Below are 20688 nucleotides of genomic sequence, written 5' to 3'. Positions count from 1 at the left end.
TTACATAACAGTAGCTGAAATAAAGCCATTAAATAAGATTAAGTGTGACTGGAATCCATATAAAGTTTTATGGCCAACCATGAATAAATAGTTGGCCATAATGATCTTAAAGATCCATATCTTTTAATCCAGGACTATGCTCATTTGGCATTTCAGGAAGCTCTGGTACAGGAAAACCTTTTGGCGGGTCAGTTACTGTTAATGTTCCTTTGTTTCTACTTGGTGATTCACCTTGGAATATTTCTCCCATTCTTGTTGGATCTAAGCTGAAATTAAATTGTGCGTTATGGAATCCCATGTCTACATACTTTTTGCACTCTGGGTATTTATTAATATCATAGTTCGGCACAGGGAAGAGTTTGCCCCATTCAACCCCAAGTGTCTCTAAAGCTTTTGCAAAAGCATTTTGATGTGCATTATCACGTACAATTAAAAATGCAAGTGTTTCTCTAAAGGTTTGATTAGAACTCATTTCATAAATTCTAGTTTTTTGAAGTACACCTGTAGATTCAAGTACGACATTATCTAGTAAATCGCTAATTAAGTTTCCATGACTATATACCCAAGATCCATTCCATGGGTTACCAGCTGCATCAACAGGTAATGAACTTTGAGCCCCTACAATAAAGTGATGAGGATTTGCATGTTTAACCGCTTCGTCAAGTGGTGCTGTGTCAATACCAGCATTTCCAGGCGTAGGTTCACCAGATCCAGTTAATAGTTGATTAATTGTATGTTGTACAAGTTCTACATGGCTTATTTCCTCTAAAAAAACACCTCGAAGTAAATCACGATATTGTTTCTCTTTACCTCTAAAATTTGAGCTTTGGAAAAAGTATTGCATCATTGTACGCATTTCACCATAATGCCCACCTAATATTTCTTGTAAAACTTTTGCAGCAGCTGGATCTGGTTTGTCCGGCTTAATCATATTAATTATTTCTTCTTTATAATAAAACATGAACTACACCTCTTTTTAAGTTAGTTAACATTGTTATCGTGTCCGCTAATTGGTTACTTAATACTGAAATTCATTTTTTTACCAATTAATTACTATCTCAAAATATAAAGTTTTTGAAAATAACTATTTTCGATGTGAGATGAAAATGGGGGAAATACTTAGTGTGTTAATAAAAAAGATAAGATTACGAAATGTAATCTTATCTTTTCATTAAGAATAATGAATTATATTTTCAAGGCTTTAAAATGACTTTTATACAATCATCTTCACGATTATTAAAAATTTGATAACCGTAGCTTGCTTCTTCAAGGGGAATTTTGTGTGTAATAATCTCTTTTGGATCGAATTCTTTGTTTGTTATTTTCTTAAATAATTCCGGCATAAAATGGATGACAGGTGCTTGTCCCATTTTTAGATTAATATTTCTAACCCAAAATGCCCCGAGTGGAAAGGCATTATAATTACCGCCATAAACACCAGTCATTTGAACTGTTCCATATTTTCTTACAGCTTTCGTAGCGATTTGAATAGGACCAAGGGTACCGCCTTGTAATTTTAATTTTTGTTCCAGAAATTCTAGGGGAGATTTTTTCCCATCCATGCCTACGCAATCAATAACTACATCCGCACCGCCATGCGTAATTTCCTTTAAATGTTCTCCCATATCAGGAAATTTTGTAAACTCAAATACCTCAACATTGTTAATCTTTTTTGCATAATTCATCCGATAATCTAAGTAATCCACTGCAATTACACGTTTAGCACCTTGCATCCAAGCAAATTTTTGTGTCATTAATCCAACAGGTCCACAACCAAGGACGATAACAGTATCACCTCGCTTAACGCCTGCGTTTATTACACTCCAATAGGCTGTTGGTAAAACATCTGATAAAAATAGTAGGGATTCATCTTCAAGTTCGCATGATTCTGGTATAACAAATGGAGTGAAATTTCCAAAAGGAACTTTTAAATATTCTGCTTGTCCACCTGGATGGTTACCAAATTTCTCTGTGTAACCAAAGTACCCGCCAGAATCGTAATGAGGGTTCGAGTTATCACATTGACTTTCCATTTCATGTTGGCAATAGAAACAATGTCCACAAGCAACGTTAAAGGGGATCACAACACGATCACCTTTTTTTACTTTAGTAACATCTGGACCAACTTCTTCAACAATTCCCATTGGTTCATGACCAATAATGTACCCTGGAGGTAAAGGCATGTTGCCTTGATATAAATGTAAATCAGAACCGCAAATAGCAGTTGAAGTAATTTTTACAATAATATCATCTTTTTTTTCTAACTTTGCATCATCCACTTGTTTAACTTGTACTTTGTTTGGTCCTTGATAGGTTACAGCTTTCATCTCATATCTCCTTAGGAATCATTTTTCATAATTTATATGTATTTCTTTACAAAATAGAAATCTTTAGTAAAGAGGAATCTATACATAGTGTTGTTATGAAAGTATGTTATAGCAACACTTCTTTTTTATGTCTTTTGCTCTATTTTTAAGAAGAAACTCAATAATTATTCATAATCTAATTCCCATAAAAAGGATAATTATTATTTCATAACTCGAAGCATATTAAAAACATCGGAGGTGAAACAACATGGCAAACAATAATAGTGGAAGTCGTAATGAATTGTTAGTTCGAGGTGCTGAACAAGCTCTTAATCAAATGAAATATGAAATTGCACAAGAGTTTGGTGTGCAACTTGGTGCAGATACAACAGCTCGTTCAAATGGATCTGTTGGTGGTGAAATTACAAAACGTTTAGTAGCAATGGCTGAACAACAACTTGGTGGTAGAACTAACCGTTAAGTGAATTGACATAAAATATAGTAGATATGTAAATCAATTTCTTTTGTATATGTATAAAAAACAAACCCTTATAGTAAATGAATTCTCACTCAAAGATTATTGATAATCTTCTTTCATAATCTTTGGGTATTTTATTTGTAAACTACTTTCCTAAACAATAAACACGCAGTGTTGGAAAGGTGTTTTCCATGCATAGTAGAAAAGCTTTTGCAGGAAAAAGCATACTTAAAAATTTGATTTTAATATTGAAATCAATATTTATTATTATCTTTTCGAAAGGGAGGAATTTAAAAATGGGTATATTAAGTGGAAATCCTCAAAATGAACCGTTACATTACGGAGAAGTATTTGATATTTGGAGTTATCTTCTTGCTGCGCAGGGTGCGATTGCAAGTCATCAAGTGTTTATGAATCATACAGGTGATGAAGATTTGAAGAAGTTTTTAGAAGGCTTAATTGAAAATGATATGAATTCGGAAATAGAAGAATTAAAGGCGCTTTTAAAAGTTAATGGGGTTGCTTTACCGCCTGCTCCTCCAGAACGACCAGTTGCATCTATCGAAGACATTCCTCCTGGAGCACGTATTAATGATGCAGAAATTGCTGCTGCTGTTTCTACAGGATTAGCAGCTGGACTTGTCACATGTAGTCAAGTAATGGGAAAATGCCTTCGAGAAGATGTAGGTATGTTATTTGGACAATTTCATATGAAAAAAGCGCAGGCAGGTGTAACGTTGCTACGTTTAAGTAAGAAAAAAGGGTGGGTAGTTCCACCTCCGTTACATGTAAGAAATTCAGATCAAGCTTAATAAACAAAAATAAAGAAGTGGCGTTGGCCACTTTTTTATTTTTTTGATGTATCCTCAAGCTTGGATTTATTTATTGTGGAAGAATCCATATATTCATCTGACATTTCCATAGCGTATTTATCATGGTGAATATGATTGTGATTTCTTAATTCATCGTTGTTACGCAGTACTAACCTCTTCATATAAATGTGGAAGAAAATCTCTATTCCGCCAATAATTAATGTGGCTATAAATGAAGAAAATCCAATATTACGAGTAGTATCTAAATTAGTAAATAAAGATGTTAAAAGCCAAATTCCGAAGAAGGTTAAGCCAAAATCTGCCATTGTAGCAATCATATTTCCGTATTTAGGTAAAATGAAAAGATCGCCAATTAAATAGGCAACTCCTGTTAGGAAGAGAGAAATAAGCAATACTCTAGGAATGGAAATACCTTGAAAGATACCAAGTACGATAAGTAATACTGCAGTTATCGCTGTGTATTTAATTAATAAAGCAACAATATGTTTCATTATTTTCCTCCATTGTCTAAACGTATATGGAATAAAATATTTCATTAAAAACGGGTTATGCTGTTAAATAGCTTAACCCGTTTTATGTTGTAATGGAGGTCTATTTATGATATCCCATGGCACGTAAGATGTATTTCGTTCTCCTATACATGATTATTTTTAGTTTAAAGAAGATCAACTATACCTTTGAATTCACGGTCGTAATTACCAATTAATTAGCTATATATTTTAGCATGTAATTTAACATATTAAAGAAAGAAGGAGGTGAATGAACATGTCAAACAATAACAGTGGAAGCAGCAATCAATTATTAGTACGTGGCGCTGAACAAGCTCTTGATCAAATGAAATATGAAATTGCTCAAGAATTTGGCGTACAACTTGGTGCAGATGCAACAGCTCGTGCAAACGGATCTGTTGGTGGTGAAATTACGAAACGTCTTGTATCATTAGCTGAGCAACAACTTGGCGGTGGCGTTACTCGTTAATTTTATATATGAAATGGATATAGAGGAGAGGCATGCCGTCTCTCCTTTCTCATACATTTTTTTAATAAATAAGCTTAGTAGCGTTACAATCGTTTCGACTTTATTTGTTTAACTTTTAGACTCTCGAGGTTTTACATACATAATGAATTTTTGTGAAATAAAGGATAAAAGATAAGAGATTATATTTGATGCGAAAGGGGCAGAGAAAATGAAATATGAAGCGTTATTTACAGTTGAGATTTCTGTAGGAAGTGAACTAGTAGCAAACCATAAAATAAAGGCTCATAATGTCACTGATGTTGTTGAAAAGCTTGCTGAGAAGTACTTAAGTGATCATGAGGGGCATTCTCAAAATGAATAAAGGAGAATCGTGATATGACCTGTCATGATGCTAAGAACGAAACGAAAGAAAAAAAAGATTTAAAATGGTGGCAACTCTCACTTATTGGGATTGGTTGTACAATAGGGACCGGTTTCTTTTTAGGATCCAGTATAGGAATTAAAATAGGTGGTTCGTCAATTATTCTTATTCTTATATTAACTGGATTTACTACTTATATTGTATTTGAAGCATTGGCAAAAATGGCTGTAGAAGATCCGCAAAAAGGATCTTTTCGTATATACTCAAAAAAAGCTTTTGGAAATTGGGCGGGTTTTAGTCATGGATGGACATATTGGTGTTCTGAACTGCTTATTATGGGCAGCCAGTTAAGTGCGTTAGGAATCTTTTCACGTTACTGGTTTCCTAAGATACCACTATGGATATTTGCTACTATATATGGAGTAGCGGCTATATTAATTATTTTTATAGGGGTAAAGATATTCGAGCGTTTAGAGAAATGGATGGCTATTATAAAAATCGCTGCTATTATAGGGTTTATTGTAATTGCCATTTTAATTATTTTAGGATTTATAAAGGGTGGTTTATATAAAGCACAAATTCCTCGGAATTTTAAAGACTGGTTCCCAAATGGATTAAAAGGCACTTGGTCCTCTCTAATTTATGCATTTTATGCATTTGGAGGAATCGAAATTATGGGGTTAATGACAATAAGACTGAAAGACCCTAAAGATGCACAAAAATCAGGAAGAGTAATGTTAATGATTTTAACGATTATTTACGTAGTCTCTTTAGGGTTGGCAATTATGATGGTACCATTAAACCAGTTTAATACGAAAGAAAGCCCTTTTGTAATAGCGTTACAAGACTATAATTTACCGTATGTGCCATTTATTTTAAATGTAGTATTAATTTTAGCGGGCTTTTCAACGTTAGTTGGTTCATTATTTGCGGTGACAAGTGTATTAATGAACTTAGCTGAAGAGGGTGATGCACCTGCGATGTTTGCGAAAAAAAACAAGAAGAATATCTCTTTTCCAGCTTTAATTCTTATCATAATGGGGCTTGGTGCTTCTATTCTTAGCGCTTTATTACTACCAAAAAATATATATGAATATGTAACAACTGCAGCTGGATTAATGTTGTTGTATACATGGAGTTTAATTCTTCTTTCCTTTTGGAGATTAATGAATCCAAAAGGTTGGATGCAGATAAAAAGTATTATTGGTCTTATTATGATTGCACTAGCTGTTAGTGGAACACTATTGCAAAAAACAACGCGTTTTGGTTTCCTTGTGAGCTTGTTGTTTTTAGGAATAGTTATTATCGTTACTATAATTGTTCATTTTGTCTCAAGAAAAAGGAATACAGCTATATGAAGTATCTTTCTTTTACTCCATGAATAGTATGTCGGAACAAAATAATAGAAGTTATTGAAAAATGATTTGGTAAGTTTGAAAACCAAAATATAATCCATAAATAATAAGTGATATTCCAGATATTACTGTTATAAGAGATAATATACGCGTATTTAAAATTTTACGAAATATACTAGAAGTACTTGCCATCGTAATATCCCAAATAAAAATACCTAAAATAGTACCAAAGCTATATAACAAAAGCTGCTCTTTATTATAGGAAGAAGCGGCTTTTGCTAATATAGAGCCGAAAATTCCAAGCCAAAATAGAATTGTTAATGGATTCGATAAAGACATAAAAAAACCAGAAAAAAAGCTTTTAATAATTGAATCATCGTTTCTAGTATTACTAATGCTAATTTGATTCGCATTTTTTACACTTTCAATGCCTGTATAGATTAAAACAAAAGCGCCGAAAGACCATAAGAAAAGTTTGATAATATCTTTTTCGAGGAAATGAATGACACCTAAATAAATAAGTGCCATGTAGATAACATCTGCAAGTAAGGCTCCTATACCAAGAATCCAAGCATGAAAAAACCCACTCCTAATACCTTTTTCTAGCTGCGCAGCATTTATAGGTCCCATTGGAGCAGATAATGATAAACCTAAAAAAACATAGCTTAAAAATATGCCCACGTATGATATGCTCCTCCCACTAAATTTAATCTATATTAAATCTATTCAGTGGTTAAAGTTTGTACAACTAAATAATAAAAAGTAGAGTGGATTACTTATTTTTATGCAAGTATTTTATGATTCGAGAAAACGGACACTTGGATGGAATTGTTTCATCATCACGTAAAAAATATTGTTGCCATTCATAATTATCTTTTTCACCATAATCTTTAAGAGAAGGGTGAATAGGGGCTTTGTCATAAGCGGCTAGACGTTGACGTATTAAGTTTTTTAGTTTTCTACTGCGTTTCTCAGAATTCATAATTCCCTGTAAAACCCACCTAGGAGTTAAAGCAAGCATCATACATGAAAAATGTCTACTTTGTCTATTGACATGGGCAGGTGTAGCACAGTAGACGAAATATGATTCATTATGAAAGCAAAATTCCCAAGTATTTTCCATAGGGTCATTGGGGATATGCGTAGGCCATTCCATCTCGTCCAAACGACTAGTTGTATTAAGTAGAGACCAATACATATGTTCAAAATCTTTAACTGTAGTTTCTCTCATTAAATCTATTGGTGTATGAATAAAAACAATAAGTGAGGCATATTGACCTGTATCTCTAGAACATTCAGTATATTCTTTAAGTAATGTAGCAAAGTCCTCGCTAGTATTCGTATCTCTAGGATCACCAATGAATCCGTACCGGAGGTGATTCGCTGTAAAGCCGTGTTGAGCCGGGATACAAGGAAAAGGTTTATTTTTATCTGTCATTTTTAATTTAAAAGAACAGAAAGCTTCTTGTTGCCAATGTGGAAGGTTAATAATATGTTTTTGTAAAGAGTCTTTATCATAAAGTATAGTCATCTTTTTATCCCTCCTAGGTCATAATATATAACCTATTAATTATTTAAGAATAGGTGACTAACACGGATAGAATAATTATTTTTTAATCTATAAAAATAAAATGATTTAATGAAGAATCCCCTTCAATGTAGTTACTTTAATAGTTGATCTTTAATAACGTATAAATTTTAAGTAGCTATAAAATTTGAAAAATATATAAGGAATAAGTAGGTACAATGTTCACATTTATATTTTCTAACTAATATGGTTTATAACGAAACAAGAAGGGATGTATTATGATGGGGATTTTTAAGGAAGAAAAAATTAAATTTATAGATTGTAAAGGCGAGGAAGTCATTTTGAAAATCAAAATTAAGGATATAAAAAAGTAGGGAAGAGGAGTTAAGGATACTTTATTGTGATTAACATAGAAGGATGAAAAGTAATCATGAATTAGATTGAAATGAATTCATGTAGTATAGGCCCTTTTTGAATTTTTTTGCATAATGTAGCATGAGTGAATATTAAGGGGGAACATACATGTCTTATCCTAATCAGTTAGCTTGGCATGAAACATTGGATTTACATGAATTAGTAGCATTTCAAGCGAACGGCTTAATCAAATTAAAAAAGTCAGTTAGAAATGTACCTGATCAAGCACTTCAATCGTTATATATTAAAGCTATAAATGTCATCCAAAACAATCTGCAAGAGTTAGTACAGTTTTATCCGTATGCTCCTGGATTTCAATCGCAGCAGCATCGTGATGACACTGGATTTTACGCTGGAGATTTACTTGGATTAGCAAAGACATCTGTTCGAAATTATGCAATCGCGATTACCGAAACTGCAACACCCCGACTGAGAGAAGTTTTAACTCGTCAAATAAATGGTGCTATACAATTACATGCGCAGGTTTTTAACTTTATGTACGAACGTGGTTACTATCCAGCTTACGATTTAAAACAACTATTAAAAAATGATATTCAAAATGTGCAAAAGGCAATACAAATGCAATATTAAAATGAAGATATGGAAATTATCTTTAGAGGAAAACTATAGTTTATTTATAGAAAATCAAATAGTTAAGACTAAATGGTAATTTCCATTGTTAATAAATTGATTAAAAGCTAAAAATATAGATTGATTCGAAAATATTAAAGAAATTATACTAACGCTACTTTAGAATCTGTGAACTCCTTAAAGTTATTTTAGTGAGTTGTCATCAAATATTAAATATGCTTAGAGAATAAGTATCTATATAATATTTCTAACTGAACATTAGTTTCCTTTGGCGCTAAGTATGTTTAGCACTTTTTTCTTTTGGGGAAAATAATAATATACATTAGTAGAAAGGATGGGGTTTAATGGTAAACAAAACTGAAAATACAAGCTATTTAACCTCTTCTGTTTATTTGACCCGTAATCTATGGTCAGGTATCTTGTTTGGACTAGGATTAGTAGCTTTTATAGATGAAACTATTTTTCATCAACTGCTGCATTGGCACCATTTCTATGATAAATCTACAACAGATATTGGACTCATTTCAGATGGTCTTTTTCATGCTTTTAGTTGGTTTGCAACGATTGGTTCCTTGTTCATAGTTGCTGATCTTCGTCGTAGAGATGCATTTTGGTTGAAAAGGTGGTGGAGCGGATTAATGCTTGGTAGTGGTGGGTTTCAATTATATGACGGTATAATTCAACATAAACTAATGAAAATACACCAGATTCGATACGTAGAGAATGTTCTTATCTACGATGTAATATGGAATATAATTGCGACTGTAATGCTCTTATTTGGCATTCTGCTAGTTTTTCAGACAAGAACTGATGAAAGATTATTGAGAGGTAAAAGCTTAAATGAACAATAACCATCTTCATCATGAAATATGGAATGCACTGGATATTTTACTATTCGTATTCATTTTAATTATGTTAATCATTTATATAGTAGCCACGATTTTATCAAATCGCCATTACAAACGATGGCCGTTATATCGAATTGTCTTCTGGGTTTTAGGGCTTATTTGTGCGGCAATAGCAGTTGTTGGGCCATTAGCTTATCGTGCTCATAATGACTTCACAATACATATGCTTGTGCATTTACTCCTTGGGATGCTTGCTCCAATTTTTATAGCATTAGCAGCTCCGATGACTCTTTTTTTACGAACGCTCAATGTGAAAGCAGCGCGACGTCTTTCAAGTGTATTAAAGAGTAAGTCGCTACAAATCCTTACTCATCCCATTATCGCAACCTTGCTTAATCTAGGAGGGCTATGGATTCTCTATACTACTAATTTATACTCGATGATGCACAAAAGTATACTTCTTCATTTGTTCATACATTTCCACGTTTTTATTGCAGGATATTTGTTTACCACATCAATGATTTATATTGATCCAATATCCCATAGATATAGTTATATGTACCGGTCAATAATTTTAATAGCTGCATCAGCTGGTCATGGGATATTATCAAAATACATATATGCTCATCCGCCTGCTGGTGTAGTTACTGAACAAGCTGAAATCGGGGGCGTGCTGATGTATTATGGTGGGGATTTCATTGATATTGTTCTAATTTTTATACTTTGTTTGCAATGGTCTAGGGGCAGCAGATCGAGAACAAAAGGTAATAATGTATTAAGTGCATGGTAATTATTAGATTTTTTGAAATTAAAAACTTTGAAATGCAATTTGGTCATACTGTACTTAAAAGAAACTTTGATAAAAATCAGTATTTTATTTTCATTTTTAAAATTTATAAATAAAAAGCAGCTAGCAAAAGCTAACTGCAGCGAGAAAATTACATCCATGAATTTAAGGAGTATAACTATATCATGGTTAAATATAGTATGAACAAAAAATGTAAGCTTATACTATGAAATTAAAAAGAGCAGTTATTTATTATAACTACTCTTTAATGGTAAGAAATAAAGCCTGGGTAAGAAGCAGACTTTATTATAAATAGTGTGTGTAAAAGATCGATTTTTATTCCAAAAGGGTAGTTCTATTCTTAGGATAGAGATGTTAATTAAGTACAGTGTATTTTCATATTAAACTTAATATTTTTTGACGTGTTAATTTTGTATCATATGTTAATTCTTTAATATAAAAACCAAAGTTTTTGTGCTTAATGTGCCTTTTTATCTACATATTTTCCGTAATCAGGTACAGCAATTTTATCAAATTCTTGAACGAGTGTTTTAAGGCTTGTTGATAGCAATTCACCTGACATTGGTATTCCGTGTCCAGTAACAGTGACTAGAGGCTTTAATTTTTCTAATTTAATAACGGATTCTTTAGCAGCGTTCCAGTCTGTTGTTAAATAACGAGGCGGACCGCTTATTTCCTGTTCTTGAGTAATTACCTTATATAGATATTCCTGTTTCACTGTAACAAAAGCGTCCCCTGCAATTAATGTTCGGTCTTTTTCTCGGAATAATGAAATATGACCTGGAGTGTGTCCTGGTGTATGCACCCATCTAAACTCTGGCATATGAGGAACAGTTCCATCTGCAGGTAGTACTTTTACGTTATTTCCTAAATCAATCGGTTCATTAGGGAACAGAGGTGACATTTTCGCTACCATACCACCTTCAACTGTTGGATCTGGTTCAGGATAGCTTTGTAGTCCAGTCAGGAAAGGTATTTCCAATTGATGGGCATAGACTGGAACATCCCAATACTTGATAAGTTCAATTATTCCCCCAACATGATCAAAATGCCCATGAGTTAAAATAATTGCTTTTGGGCGACTATTTGTACCAAATCGCTTCTCAGTGACAGAGATAATTTCATTTGCACATTTAGGCATTCCAGCATCAACTAAAACAAAATCATTGCTCTTGGGATGTCTAACAAAACAGATGTTGACGATTTGAATCGTGTAACAAAATAAATCAGGCAATACTTCAATGCCATGACCACTTTCAATTGAAGTTGCCGGAATAAACTTGTAATCACTTCCATAATTCATTTCATTGTCCAATTTTTCTCCCCCTTAACTTATTCCAATATGACATTATAGTTCCCTAATTTTGAAAATCCATTTTGGAGCATTTGAGAAAAGAATGAGTGGGGGATTACAAAAAACAATAACTTAGTCTTAGAATTAAGGGAGAGATATGTCAATTTATATAAAATGTAAACAAAGAATATTGATTTTAAAGTCGTAGTTTATATTATTTTTTTGAGTTTAAGTGTATATCTTTTAAGAGGACATACCAAGTTCTTTTATTTTGATAATTACTTGAAACTTGAACGGGAAAAACATGATCAAGCGCCCATTCTAATTTGTTTATTTCATTTTCAAGTCCTGTTGGATAGAGTAAAAGGATCTTAAAATTATTTTTAACAATATTTGATAAAACGGTTTGTAATTCAAGCGCTTCAGTCAAGCTTCCGCCCCATCTAACAAATAAAATGGATTGTGAATTATGCATTCTTTCGTAAAGGTTATCAATTCTTTGATCTAATTTTTGTTTAAAATCATGGTATGTGATGAACCAATCTTCATTCGGAATAACAGGGAAATCATGATAAGATGTTACGTTATATTTTGTATCTTTTATAATATGAGAAAAAACAGGTTGTATCACGCCATCATTAAACACAATATTTTGCTCCGGCATTGATTGCATGTTTTTTAAATCCATAAAGTCTACGAAATTATTTTTCAATAATGTGTTGATAGAAGAAAGATTCGGTGATACAAACCAATCTAGAGGACCTGAATATTTCCGCAGCTTATATTTTTTTAGATGAATAGCAGTATAACAATTTTCCCCTAAACTAATAACATCATCATACATTCCTTGAAGCTTTTTCATTTCCAATACAATCATCCCTTTTTAGAAAAATTAGAAGGTATATATAAATTCTAAAAAGCGTTATTATGACACAAAATATGCTTTTGAAAAATAGGAGAACGAGTTAATTATAAATAATATATGTATGTATAAAACCTCCTGTGAAAAGGCTCACAGGAGGTTAAACTAAGGCGTATTTCGAGTTATGTACCATTTGTTGAGGTAAGAATTGTGAATGATAATTCATGGCGTTCCTATAATAAAGGGGGAAAACAGAAATACATTGAAGTTAGTTGTGAACAAATTGTAATTTAAAATTGAGAGGAAATAAGAAGCCCTAGTTGCTTCATTATGCAACTAGGGCATTATTTAATCTCTTCCTAACTTAATTATATCATGTAAATCAAATTCGAAATAGACTGTTTCTTCTCATTTACTCCTGCTACAATCAAGAACACATGCATAGTAAGGAGAGATGTTATATGAGTTCTTTCGTTCTCGATTTTCAGGAAATAGAAAAGGGGCAGCTTTCACTCGTCGGCGGAAAAGGGTTGAATTTAGGGGAGTTATCTAACATTCAAGGTATACAGGTGCCAGAAGGATTTTGTGTGACAACGGTAGGATATGAAAAAGCTATCGAGCAAAATGAAGAGCTTCAAACTTTGTTGCAGCAGCTGACCAAGTTGGAACTTGAAGACCGAGCTCAAATTGGTGAAATGAGTAAGGAAATTAGAGAAGTCATTATGGCAGTACAAATCCCTACTGATGTAGTGGAAGCAGTAACTCAGTATCTCTCACGTTTTGGAAATGAACACGCGTATGCCGTGCGTTCTAGTGCTACGGCTGAAGATTTACCGTATGCCTCGTTTGCAGGTCAACAAGATACGTATTTAAATATTATCGGAAAAGAAGCGATTTTACAGCATGTAAGAAAGTGCTGGGCTTCTTTATTTACAGAGCGAGCAGTCATGTACCGTATGCAAAATGGTTTTGAACATAATCAAGTTTCTATATGTGTTGTCGTTCAAAAAATGGTTTTCCCGCAGGCTTCGGGCATTCTATTTACGGCTGATCCGGTTACTTCTAACCGAAAGGTGCTATCAATTGATGCCAGTTTTGGACTTGGTGAGGCGTTAGTATCAGGACTGGTCTCTGCCGATAATTATAAAGTAAAAGAAGGTAAAATTACTGAAACGATGATAGCGACTAAAAAATTAGCTATTTATGCTGTAAAAGAGGGCGGAACAGAGACGAAACAAATTGATTCAGCTCAGCAAAAGATTCAAACATTGTCTGAACGACAAATATTACAACTAGAACAGATCGGAAGACAGATAGAAGCTTATTTTGGCTGTCCGCAAGATATTGAATGGTGTTTAGCCCGTAATACATTTTATATTGTTCAAAGCAGGCCGATAACGACTTTATATCCAATTCCGGAAGAAAATGATGGGGGAAATCATGTATATATATCAGTTGGTCACCAACAAATGATGACCGATGCGATGAAACCATTAGGGTTATCTTTTTTCCTGTTAACGACAAGTGCCCCAATGCGCAAAGCGGGAGGACGGCTGTTTGTTGATGCTACGCAACAATTAGCTTCACCTGCTAGCAGAGATTACTTAATAAATACGTTAGGAAAATCAGATCCGCTCATAAGAGATGCATTAACGACTGTAGTCGAGCGAGATAATTTTATTACATTGTTACCGGATGAAGAAACGGAAAAGAGTGCTAGTAAAAGTAAGCCACCAGTAAGTTCGCGACCAGAAATCGAAAATGATCCAGCAATCGTTACGGAATTAATAAAGAATAGTGAAGCATCACTTGAAGAGTTAAAAGAAACTATGCAACTGAAATCAGGAGTGGACGTACTTGATTTTATTTTGGAAGATATTCAGCAATTAAAGAAAGTATTGTTTAATCCGCAAAGTATAGCAGTTATTATGGCAGGTATGAATGCTTCAACATGGATCAATGAAAAAATGGAGCAATGGCTGGGCGAAAAGAATGCAGCGGACACCCTTTCTCAATCGGTGCAAAATAATATTACGTCGGAAATGGGTTTAGCATTAATGGAAGTTGCTGATGTGATTCGGCCGTACGAAGAAGTTATTGCGTATTTACAACATGTAGAAAATGATAGCTTTTTAGATGAACTCGTTCAGTTTAAAGGCGGAGAAAAAGCTCGAGAGGCAATAGATGCTTTTCTAAATAAATACGGAATGAGATGTAGCGGAGAAATCGACATTACGAAAACGCGCTGGAGTGAGAAGCCAACAACCATTATCCCGATGATTTTAAATAATATAAGAGATTTTGAATATGGTGCAAGTAAACGGAAATTTGAAGAAGGACTGCAAGAAGCTTTGAAAAAAGAAGAAGAGTTAGTAGATCGATTGCAGCAATTGCCGGATGGAAAACAAAAAGTAGAAGAAACGAAGCGAATGATTCGCAATATCCGTAATTTTATCGGCTATCGTGAATATCCGAAATACGGTATGATTAATCGTTATTTCATATATAAGCAGGCGTTACTAAAAGAAGCTGAGCAACTTGTGCAGAGCGGTGTCATTCATGAAGTTGATGATATATACTATTTAACTTTTGAAGAGCTTCACGAAGTTGTTCGCACGAAGAAACTAAATTATGAGCTTATTCATAAACAAAAAAATGATTATAAATTATATGAAAAACTAACGCCTCCTCGTATAATGACGTCTGATGGAGAAATCATTACAGGTAAATATAAACGAGAAAACCTCCCAGCTGACGCGATTGCAGGTCTGCCTGTTTCTTCTGGAGTAGTTGAGGGGAGAGCTCGCGTTATTTTAAACATGGAAGAAGCGAATTTAGAAGAGGGAGATATATTAGTTACAGCTTTTACTGACCCTGGCTGGACGCCATTATTTGTATCTATAAAAGGACTAGTCACTGAAGTCGGCGGACTTATGACTCACGGGGCGGTTATTGCACGGGAATATGGATTACCGGCAGTCGTTGGAGTAGAGAACGCTACGAAATTAATAAAAGATGGGCAACGAATACGAGTACATGGAACAGAAGGGTATATTGAAGTGTTGTAATGAAGTAAAAGATCATCCGCTATAAATAGTGGATGATCTTTTTATTTTGCAATAACTCACTTCTTTAAACCAGCTGCATAAAAAGGTCCATGAACTGCGATTGTTGATAAAATACGAGCAATTTCCTCTGGTGTTTCTTTTTGGCCACTATTTAACCATTGCTGAATGACACCAATATGAGCAGATGCCATATAAGAAGCTAAATATTGGCTTGGAACAAGTAAATTTTCCTTATTAATGAGAGCACCATTCGTATCTTCAAATAATGTTTTCCACATAAAGTCTTTCAACTTTGTTTGAAAAGATAAATCTCCTTTTGGGCTTAATACAGCTTTCATAAAATCACTATTTTCATTTAGAAATTCAAGAATAGAAGTGATAAGTAGAAACGGCATTGTTGGAGAAGGGTTCGATCCGAGATCCGCAATCACTTCTGGGAATCTCTTTTTTGCAATGTTAGAAAACTCATACATAATGTCTTCTTGGCATTTTGTCATTAAATCAAATTTATCTTGATAGTGCGTATAGAAAGTACCGCGATTAATGTTTGCTTTCGTTGTAATATCTTTCACTGTAATGGCGTCAAAACCTTTGTCCTCAATTAATTCCACCAATGCATTTCGTATGGCAGTTTTCGTACGAACAACACGTAAATCTAAATTACTATCGCGCAAAGCATGTCCCTCCTTAATTTTAGCCAACACATTTCAAGAAAGTGTCTTATAACCGACACATTCACGATTTTTGATTATTGTATAAGGTTCAACTCGAACATATAATTCAAATATAAATAAACAACACGTTGTTGGTTATTATAAATCAAATGATAGGAGGAGAAAAGAAAATGTTTAAAAATAAACTTTTATTATTATCACCAGTTATTGCCCTACTTGTTGTTTTTATTTTTTCATTAACGTTATTTCCAACCGTTCAACCTCAGCCGAAAAACTTGCCAATCGCAATTGTAAATGAGGATCAAGGAGTAGAAATTCCGAATCAACCGAAGATGAATATGGGGCAAACAATTGTTGATAATATGAAAAAGACATCAAAATCAGAAGAAGAACCTGCGGTGAAGTGGATAGAAGTGAAAAATGAGGAAACCTTGCAAAACGGTTTAAATGATCAAGAGTATTATGCAGCGTTAGTCATTCCGAAAGACTTTAGTACAAAACAAGCATCATTACCAACACCACAGCCATCTTCGCCAGAAGTAGAAATATTCATAAATCAAGGAATGAATACAGCGGCATCAACTATGGCAGGACAAATATTAAATAGTGTAGTTGATAATATGAACAACAATGTTCGTAAACAAATATTAGAAGGACTGAAAGCAAAAGAAGCTACTTTAACAGCAGATCAAGTTTCAAATGTAGTAACACCGATTACAAAGAAAGTGATAAATGTAAATGAAATTGGCAAAAACAGTGCGAACGGTAACTCGCCAATTTCTTTATTCCAACCGTTATGGATTGCAAGTTTAGCGAGCGCAGCAATTATCTTTATTGCGATAAGTAAAATGCCAGTAGGTACAAGAAAAGAAAACTTCATATTAAAACTAAAACAAATCATAACAGGGGCTGTCGCAGCATTTGTCATTGGGTTCGGTCTTACATGGATTGCGGATGGAATGGTAGGACTAAATATTTCAAATTTCACTGATACGGCACTGTTTTTAACTATTACGTCCTTTAGTTTCTTCTTAATGATATCGGCGGTACTTTCAATAGTCGGACTAAAGGGAATCAGTATATTTGCTCTCTTACTATTCTTTGGTGCACCGTTATTATCATTAGCGCCTGAAATGTTGTCTCCATTTTACCAAGACTGGGTGTATACATGGTTGCCGATGCGATTTATGATTGAAGGACTTAGAGAAATATTCTTCTTCGGAAAAGGGTTAAGCTGGAGTACACCTGTTATTGTGCTTATTTGGATTGGTGCGGTAAGTATCGTTATTATTTTAGCGACTGCTTTAAAACGTAGTGTAGTAAGGGGACATAAAACGGAATTACAGGCATAAAAGATAAAAACGTTTCACTATGAGTGAAGCGTTTTTTTTTGATGGATACAAGTTATCAAATAGATAAATTTAAAAGTGCAGTAATTAATTTTGGTATATAATGTATAAAATGAAAATTAATAAAGAGCGAAGTAAGCATAGGAAAGGGGAACGGAAATATGGAGAAATATACAATTCGAATCGCTAATGAAGAGGAAAGCGATAACATTATTACTCTATTAAAAGAAGTAGCACAATGGCTACAACATAAAGAAGTGGACCAGTGGCAGTACCTTTTAGGAGGAGAAGCTACGGCTGAAATATTAGAAGGTATAAGAGAGAAATATACATATGTGGTTACGAAAGAAGATGAAATTATCGGTACAGTTACAGTATCTCCTAAACAAAATGAATGGGATGAATATATTTTTGGTAAAGAGGAAGTTTCTAATTCATTATATATTCATAGATTTGCGGTGAATCGGAAGTATAAGGGGAACGGAATCGGAGAATGGATGTTACGGTGGATAGAAGAGAATGTACAACATGACAAAGAGTTGTTAAAACTAGATTGTGTAGGGCATAATGTTACGTTGAATGATTTCTATAAGCGATGTGGTTTTGAATATGTCGGTAGTACGGATGGACATAGTATGTTTCAGAAGAGCATAATATAGTTGAAAAGAAATAAGAAAAAGCGTAGGAATTTCTACGCTTTTTCTTATTTCTTCTCACTGTCTTTTAAAACTTGATTTATTTTTAAGTTAACTACTTGGGCAGCTAGATATCCAAGACCTCTAGCAGCTTGCAGTTGAGTTTTTTTTACAATTTTCTTTTTGAGCAATGTTTTTTCATGATTAATATTTATTTTTTTCATAGTTTATATGCCCCTTTGAAATATCCTTATTATGGTTATTTTAATTCATTTATTCAGATGAAACAATAGATGTCTAAAATCTGTTTACATATTTGAATATGAAAGAAGGAATTCAATATAATTATACAGAATATTTAGATAAATAGGAGGTGTCGAATTTTGAGTGAAATTGAATTAAAAAGGAATGTAATTAAGACTGGGAGTGAGAAGGGCATCATTCTTCGGTTTATACTCGCTAGTTTAGTAGGAGTGTTTATGTTTTTCGTGCCGGTTACGATAAACGGTGCATCGTCTATTATGATTGATCATATCGTGTCGTGGATTAGAGCTTCGGTTCCGGGCCTAGTACCTTATTACGCACTACTCGTTATGATAATGGGTGCGATTTATCCGTTTTATACGAAAAAGTGGAATGTATCTATCGTAGATATTTGTTTTTCTATTTTAAAAGTAGTTGGCGTCGTTTTCGGTGTATTATATTGTTTGAAAGTAGGGCCAGCTTGGTTCTTTGCACCAGATGTGGGGCCGTTTTTGTATGAAAAACTAGTAATATCGGTAAGTTTACTCGTTCCGATTGGTTCGGCGTTTTTAGCATTATTAGTCGGATATGGATTGCTTGAATTTATCGGTACATTTTGCCGTCCGATTATGAGACCATTATGGAAAACACCTGGAAGATCAGCAATTGATGCGGTTGCGTCCTTTGTGGGGAGTTATTCATTGGCTTTATTAATTACAAATCGCGTGTATAAAGAAGGGAAATATACGACAAAAGAAGCAGCCATTATCGCTACAGGCTTTTCTACAGTATCCGCAACATTTATGATTATCATCGCAAAAACATTAGACATTATGCATTTATGGAATGTTTATTTTTGGACTACTCTCGTTGTAACATTCATCGTGACCGCTATCACCGTAAGAATCCCACCACTTAGTAGAAAGCCAGATACATACATAACGGAAGAAGGGTTCCCAGAGCCTGTTTATAAGGAGAAAATGCTAGAGCGTGCTTGGGAAGATGCGCTAGAAGTATCGAAATCTGCACCGAGTATTATAAAAAATATTGCAGTGAACTTAAAAGACGGTTTTATCATGACGATGGGAATTTTACCATCTATTATGTCTGTAGGGTTAATTGGTATTGTCTTAGCGAAGTTCACACCAATATTTGATTGGGTCAGCTATATTTTTTATCCTTTTACATGGGCTTTACAACTGCCAGAAGCAGACTTAGCTGCTAAAGCGGCATCCGTCGGTATTGCGGAAATGTTTTTACCATCATTATTAGTAGTTAGTGCACCACTTGTGACAAAGTTTGTCATTGCGGTTGTTTCGGTATCATCTATATTGTTTTTCTCAGCATCCATCCCATGTATTTTATCGACAGATATTCCGTTAAAAGTATCAGAACTTATTATTCTGTACGTACAAAGAACGATATTAACGTTGCTTATCATTACGCCGATTGCTTATTTGTTACTTTAAAAAGGGGAAAAGTATAAAAAAGAATCCTTCTATAAAAGGAAGGATTCTTTTGTTTAGTGTTTTTATCAAGTAAATACTTTAAAATGTACACTGTTTTGATGTTTTATTTGTTTTTCGAATATGACGTAATACTTCTTAAGAAAATTCCTAATCCTGCAAAAAAGAATCCTAAGCATAATAAGCTGCCTGGCGTTCCCCAAGTAATTTGATCTAGCATTTTTATATCCTCCCATTTACCCCATATGAATTAACTGTAAAACTTTCACTTTATTATTATATAGTATTTTTTGGGTGTAATCCAGAATTATCCATACTACCAAATTGAAAAAATAATCTTTTTGTAGAAATAATAGCGTTTTTGGTGTGCAAATCTTTCAATAATGCACACTAGACCTTTAGAAAAAGAAAAACCTTACATGAAATGAAACCAATATAAATGTAGCTTGATATAATGGGATGGACACGGTATTTGTTACAGGCTTTTACGGATTATTATGTAAGAAGGTATTAAAACTTGAATTTTAAGTGCATTTAAAAGTTAGTGTTAATGTTTTAATATCTATATAATTAAATGTTTATTTCTGTGATATAGTA

At 33.7% G+C, this 20688-nt stretch carries 21 protein-coding genes; 12 read left to right on the top strand and 9 right to left on the bottom strand.

The features are described 5' to 3' along the window. Window positions 1-106: 106 nt before the first annotated feature. Complete coding sequence (locus PDQ40_RS08000) at window positions 107-961, bottom strand: manganese catalase family protein (protein ID WP_000500340.1); 855 nt, start codon at window positions 959-961, stop codon at window positions 107-109. A gap of 232 nt (window positions 962-1193) precedes the next feature. Then, complete coding sequence (locus PDQ40_RS07995) at window positions 1194-2327, bottom strand: zinc-dependent alcohol dehydrogenase (RefSeq protein WP_073541525.1); 1134 nt, start codon at window positions 2325-2327, stop codon at window positions 1194-1196. Window positions 2328-2574: 247 nt separating this feature from the next. On the opposite strand from PDQ40_RS07995, the gene sasP reads away from it, so the two are divergent. Together sasP and PDQ40_RS07985 are read left to right on the top strand one after the other, a co-directional pair. Continuing rightward, complete coding sequence (gene sasP, locus PDQ40_RS07990) at window positions 2575-2787, top strand: small acid-soluble spore protein, SasP family (protein WP_098947083.1); 213 nt, start codon at window positions 2575-2577, stop codon at window positions 2785-2787. A 293-nt stretch (window positions 2788-3080) separates the two neighbouring features. After that, window positions 3081-3596 carry a DUF3231 family protein gene (locus PDQ40_RS07985; protein WP_000512120.1) on the top strand — a complete coding sequence of 172 codons (516 nt, stop codon included), beginning with the start codon at window positions 3081-3083 and terminating at the stop codon, window positions 3594-3596. A 35-nt stretch (window positions 3597-3631) separates the two neighbouring features. Here the strand turns inward: PDQ40_RS07985 and PDQ40_RS07980 are convergent, their stop codons facing one another. Then, a complete protein-coding gene (locus PDQ40_RS07980; RefSeq protein ID WP_046199426.1) occupies window positions 3632-4108 on the bottom strand; it encodes a YndM family protein in 477 nt (158 codons plus the stop codon). 274 nt (window positions 4109-4382) lie between these two features. On the opposite strand from PDQ40_RS07980, the gene PDQ40_RS07975 reads away from it, so the two are divergent. The 3 genes from PDQ40_RS07975 (at window position 4383) to PDQ40_RS07965 (ending at window position 6314) form a co-directional block, all read left to right on the top strand. Beyond that, a complete protein-coding gene (locus PDQ40_RS07975) occupies window positions 4383-4595 on the top strand; it encodes an alpha/beta-type small acid-soluble spore protein (protein ID WP_000069660.1) in 213 nt (70 codons plus the stop codon). 208 nt (window positions 4596-4803) lie between these two features. Further along, window positions 4804-4956: a hypothetical protein gene (locus tag PDQ40_RS07970; protein ID WP_000872949.1), complete on the top strand. Its 153-nt coding sequence runs from the start codon at window positions 4804-4806 to the stop codon at window positions 4954-4956. A gap of 14 nt (window positions 4957-4970) precedes the next feature. After that, the gene (locus tag PDQ40_RS07965) at window positions 4971-6314 is read left to right on the top strand and encodes an amino acid permease (RefSeq protein WP_098947082.1); all 1344 of its coding nucleotides are present in this window, start codon (window positions 4971-4973) and stop codon (window positions 6312-6314) included. 51 nt (window positions 6315-6365) lie between these two features. On the opposite strand, the gene PDQ40_RS07960 is transcribed toward PDQ40_RS07965, so the two are convergent. Further along, entirely contained in the window at window positions 6366-6992 is a 627-nt protein-coding gene (locus PDQ40_RS07960) for a LysE family transporter (RefSeq protein WP_000510853.1), read from the bottom strand. 91 nt (window positions 6993-7083) lie between these two features. Continuing rightward, window positions 7084-7842, bottom strand: a complete 759-nt coding sequence (locus PDQ40_RS07955) for a YqcI/YcgG family protein (RefSeq protein WP_071743128.1) — start codon at window positions 7840-7842, stop codon at window positions 7084-7086. Between the two features lie 519 nt (window positions 7843-8361). Here PDQ40_RS07955 and cotF point away from each other — a divergent pair. The 3 genes from cotF to PDQ40_RS07940 all read left to right on the top strand — a co-directional run bounded on the left by cotF (window position 8362) and on the right by PDQ40_RS07940 (window position 10482). Further along, window positions 8362-8844, top strand: coding sequence for a spore coat protein CotF (cotF, locus tag PDQ40_RS07950; RefSeq protein ID WP_000121380.1), 483 nt, complete (start codon window positions 8362-8364; stop codon window positions 8842-8844). 344 nt (window positions 8845-9188) lie between these two features. After that, window positions 9189-9695 carry a DUF2243 domain-containing protein gene (locus PDQ40_RS07945; protein WP_000247605.1) on the top strand — a complete coding sequence of 169 codons (507 nt, stop codon included), beginning with the start codon at window positions 9189-9191 and terminating at the stop codon, window positions 9693-9695. Next, a complete protein-coding gene (locus tag PDQ40_RS07940; RefSeq protein WP_270691334.1) occupies window positions 9685-10482 on the top strand; it encodes a cytochrome c oxidase assembly protein in 798 nt (265 codons plus the stop codon). The genes PDQ40_RS07945 and PDQ40_RS07940 overlap by 11 nt, the downstream gene beginning before the upstream one ends. 475 nt (window positions 10483-10957) lie before the next feature. Here PDQ40_RS07940 and PDQ40_RS07935 read toward each other — a convergent pair whose 3' ends face one another. Continuing rightward, window positions 10958-11815 carry an MBL fold metallo-hydrolase gene (locus tag PDQ40_RS07935; RefSeq protein ID WP_270691333.1) on the bottom strand — a complete coding sequence of 286 codons (858 nt, stop codon included), beginning with the start codon at window positions 11813-11815 and terminating at the stop codon, window positions 10958-10960. A gap of 193 nt (window positions 11816-12008) precedes the next feature. Further along, a complete protein-coding gene (locus tag PDQ40_RS07930) occupies window positions 12009-12671 on the bottom strand; it encodes a DUF1796 family putative cysteine peptidase (protein ID WP_001997746.1) in 663 nt (220 codons plus the stop codon). A 446-nt stretch (window positions 12672-13117) separates the two neighbouring features. Between PDQ40_RS07930 and ppsA the strand changes: the two genes are divergently transcribed. After that, window positions 13118-15724 carry a phosphoenolpyruvate synthase gene (gene ppsA, locus PDQ40_RS07925; protein WP_270691332.1) on the top strand — a complete coding sequence of 869 codons (2607 nt, stop codon included), beginning with the start codon at window positions 13118-13120 and terminating at the stop codon, window positions 15722-15724. Between the two features lie 56 nt (window positions 15725-15780). Here ppsA and PDQ40_RS07920 read toward each other — a convergent pair whose 3' ends face one another. Beyond that, complete coding sequence (locus tag PDQ40_RS07920; RefSeq protein WP_001205688.1) at window positions 15781-16398, bottom strand: TetR/AcrR family transcriptional regulator; 618 nt, start codon at window positions 16396-16398, stop codon at window positions 15781-15783. A gap of 170 nt (window positions 16399-16568) precedes the next feature. On the opposite strand from PDQ40_RS07920, the gene PDQ40_RS07915 reads away from it, so the two are divergent. Together PDQ40_RS07915 and PDQ40_RS07910 are read left to right on the top strand one after the other, a co-directional pair. Further along, window positions 16569-17750 carry a YhgE/Pip domain-containing protein gene (locus tag PDQ40_RS07915; RefSeq protein WP_076856539.1) on the top strand — a complete coding sequence of 394 codons (1182 nt, stop codon included), beginning with the start codon at window positions 16569-16571 and terminating at the stop codon, window positions 17748-17750. A gap of 158 nt (window positions 17751-17908) precedes the next feature. Next, the gene (locus PDQ40_RS07910) at window positions 17909-18406 is read left to right on the top strand and encodes a GNAT family N-acetyltransferase (RefSeq protein ID WP_000417621.1); all 498 of its coding nucleotides are present in this window, start codon (window positions 17909-17911) and stop codon (window positions 18404-18406) included. A gap of 44 nt (window positions 18407-18450) precedes the next feature. On the opposite strand, the gene PDQ40_RS07905 is transcribed toward PDQ40_RS07910, so the two are convergent. Beyond that, window positions 18451-18606 (bottom strand): hypothetical protein, encoded by a 156-nt coding sequence (locus tag PDQ40_RS07905; protein ID WP_002170213.1) that lies wholly within the window; start codon window positions 18604-18606, stop codon window positions 18451-18453. Window positions 18607-18765: 159 nt separating this feature from the next. Here PDQ40_RS07905 and PDQ40_RS07900 point away from each other — a divergent pair, with 159 nt between their 5' ends. Then, entirely contained in the window at window positions 18766-20094 is a 1329-nt protein-coding gene (locus tag PDQ40_RS07900; protein ID WP_001289384.1) for a YjiH family protein, read from the top strand. Window positions 20095-20688 lie beyond the last annotated feature (594 nt).

The organism is Bacillus cereus group sp. Bc061, from assembly GCF_027715825.1.
GTDB lineage: Bacteria > Bacillota > Bacilli > Bacillales > Bacillaceae_G > Bacillus_A > Bacillus_A paranthracis.
The sequence above is the reverse complement of the archived record's forward strand: the minus strand, read 5'-3'. Positions and strand labels throughout refer to the sequence as shown.

What these genes read in the sequence shown, in the direction of transcription:
- PDQ40_RS07915 (WP_076856539.1), top strand. Translation starts at nt 16,569, where the DNA reads ATGTTTAAAAATAAACTTTTATTATTATCACCAGTTATTGCCCTACTT.
- PDQ40_RS08000 (WP_000500340.1), bottom strand. Translation starts at nt 961, where the DNA reads ATGTTTTATTATAAAGAAGAAATAATTAATATGATTAAGCCGGACAAA.
- PDQ40_RS07940 (WP_270691334.1), top strand. Translation starts at nt 9,685, where the DNA reads ATGAACAATAACCATCTTCATCATGAAATATGGAATGCACTGGATATT.
- PDQ40_RS07965 (WP_098947082.1), top strand. Translation starts at nt 4,971, where the DNA reads ATGACCTGTCATGATGCTAAGAACGAAACGAAAGAAAAAAAAGATTTA.
- PDQ40_RS07970 (WP_000872949.1), top strand. Translation starts at nt 4,804, where the DNA reads ATGAAATATGAAGCGTTATTTACAGTTGAGATTTCTGTAGGAAGTGAA.
- PDQ40_RS07905 (WP_002170213.1), bottom strand. Translation starts at nt 18,606, where the DNA reads ATGAAAAAAATAAATATTAATCATGAAAAAACATTGCTCAAAAAGAAA.
- PDQ40_RS07975 (WP_000069660.1), top strand. Translation starts at nt 4,383, where the DNA reads ATGTCAAACAATAACAGTGGAAGCAGCAATCAATTATTAGTACGTGGC.
- PDQ40_RS07955 (WP_071743128.1), bottom strand. Translation starts at nt 7,842, where the DNA reads ATGACTATACTTTATGATAAAGACTCTTTACAAAAACATATTATTAAC.
- cotF (WP_000121380.1), top strand. Translation starts at nt 8,362, where the DNA reads ATGTCTTATCCTAATCAGTTAGCTTGGCATGAAACATTGGATTTACAT.
- PDQ40_RS07995 (WP_073541525.1), bottom strand. Translation starts at nt 2,327, where the DNA reads ATGAAAGCTGTAACCTATCAAGGACCAAACAAAGTACAAGTTAAACAA.
- ppsA (WP_270691332.1), top strand. Translation starts at nt 13,118, where the DNA reads ATGAGTTCTTTCGTTCTCGATTTTCAGGAAATAGAAAAGGGGCAGCTT.
- PDQ40_RS07930 (WP_001997746.1), bottom strand. Translation starts at nt 12,671, where the DNA reads ATGATTGTATTGGAAATGAAAAAGCTTCAAGGAATGTATGATGATGTT.
- PDQ40_RS07980 (WP_046199426.1), bottom strand. Translation starts at nt 4,108, where the DNA reads ATGAAACATATTGTTGCTTTATTAATTAAATACACAGCGATAACTGCA.
- sasP (WP_098947083.1), top strand. Translation starts at nt 2,575, where the DNA reads ATGGCAAACAATAATAGTGGAAGTCGTAATGAATTGTTAGTTCGAGGT.
- PDQ40_RS07910 (WP_000417621.1), top strand. Translation starts at nt 17,909, where the DNA reads ATGGAGAAATATACAATTCGAATCGCTAATGAAGAGGAAAGCGATAAC.
- PDQ40_RS07945 (WP_000247605.1), top strand. Translation starts at nt 9,189, where the DNA reads ATGGTAAACAAAACTGAAAATACAAGCTATTTAACCTCTTCTGTTTAT.
- PDQ40_RS07985 (WP_000512120.1), top strand. Translation starts at nt 3,081, where the DNA reads ATGGGTATATTAAGTGGAAATCCTCAAAATGAACCGTTACATTACGGA.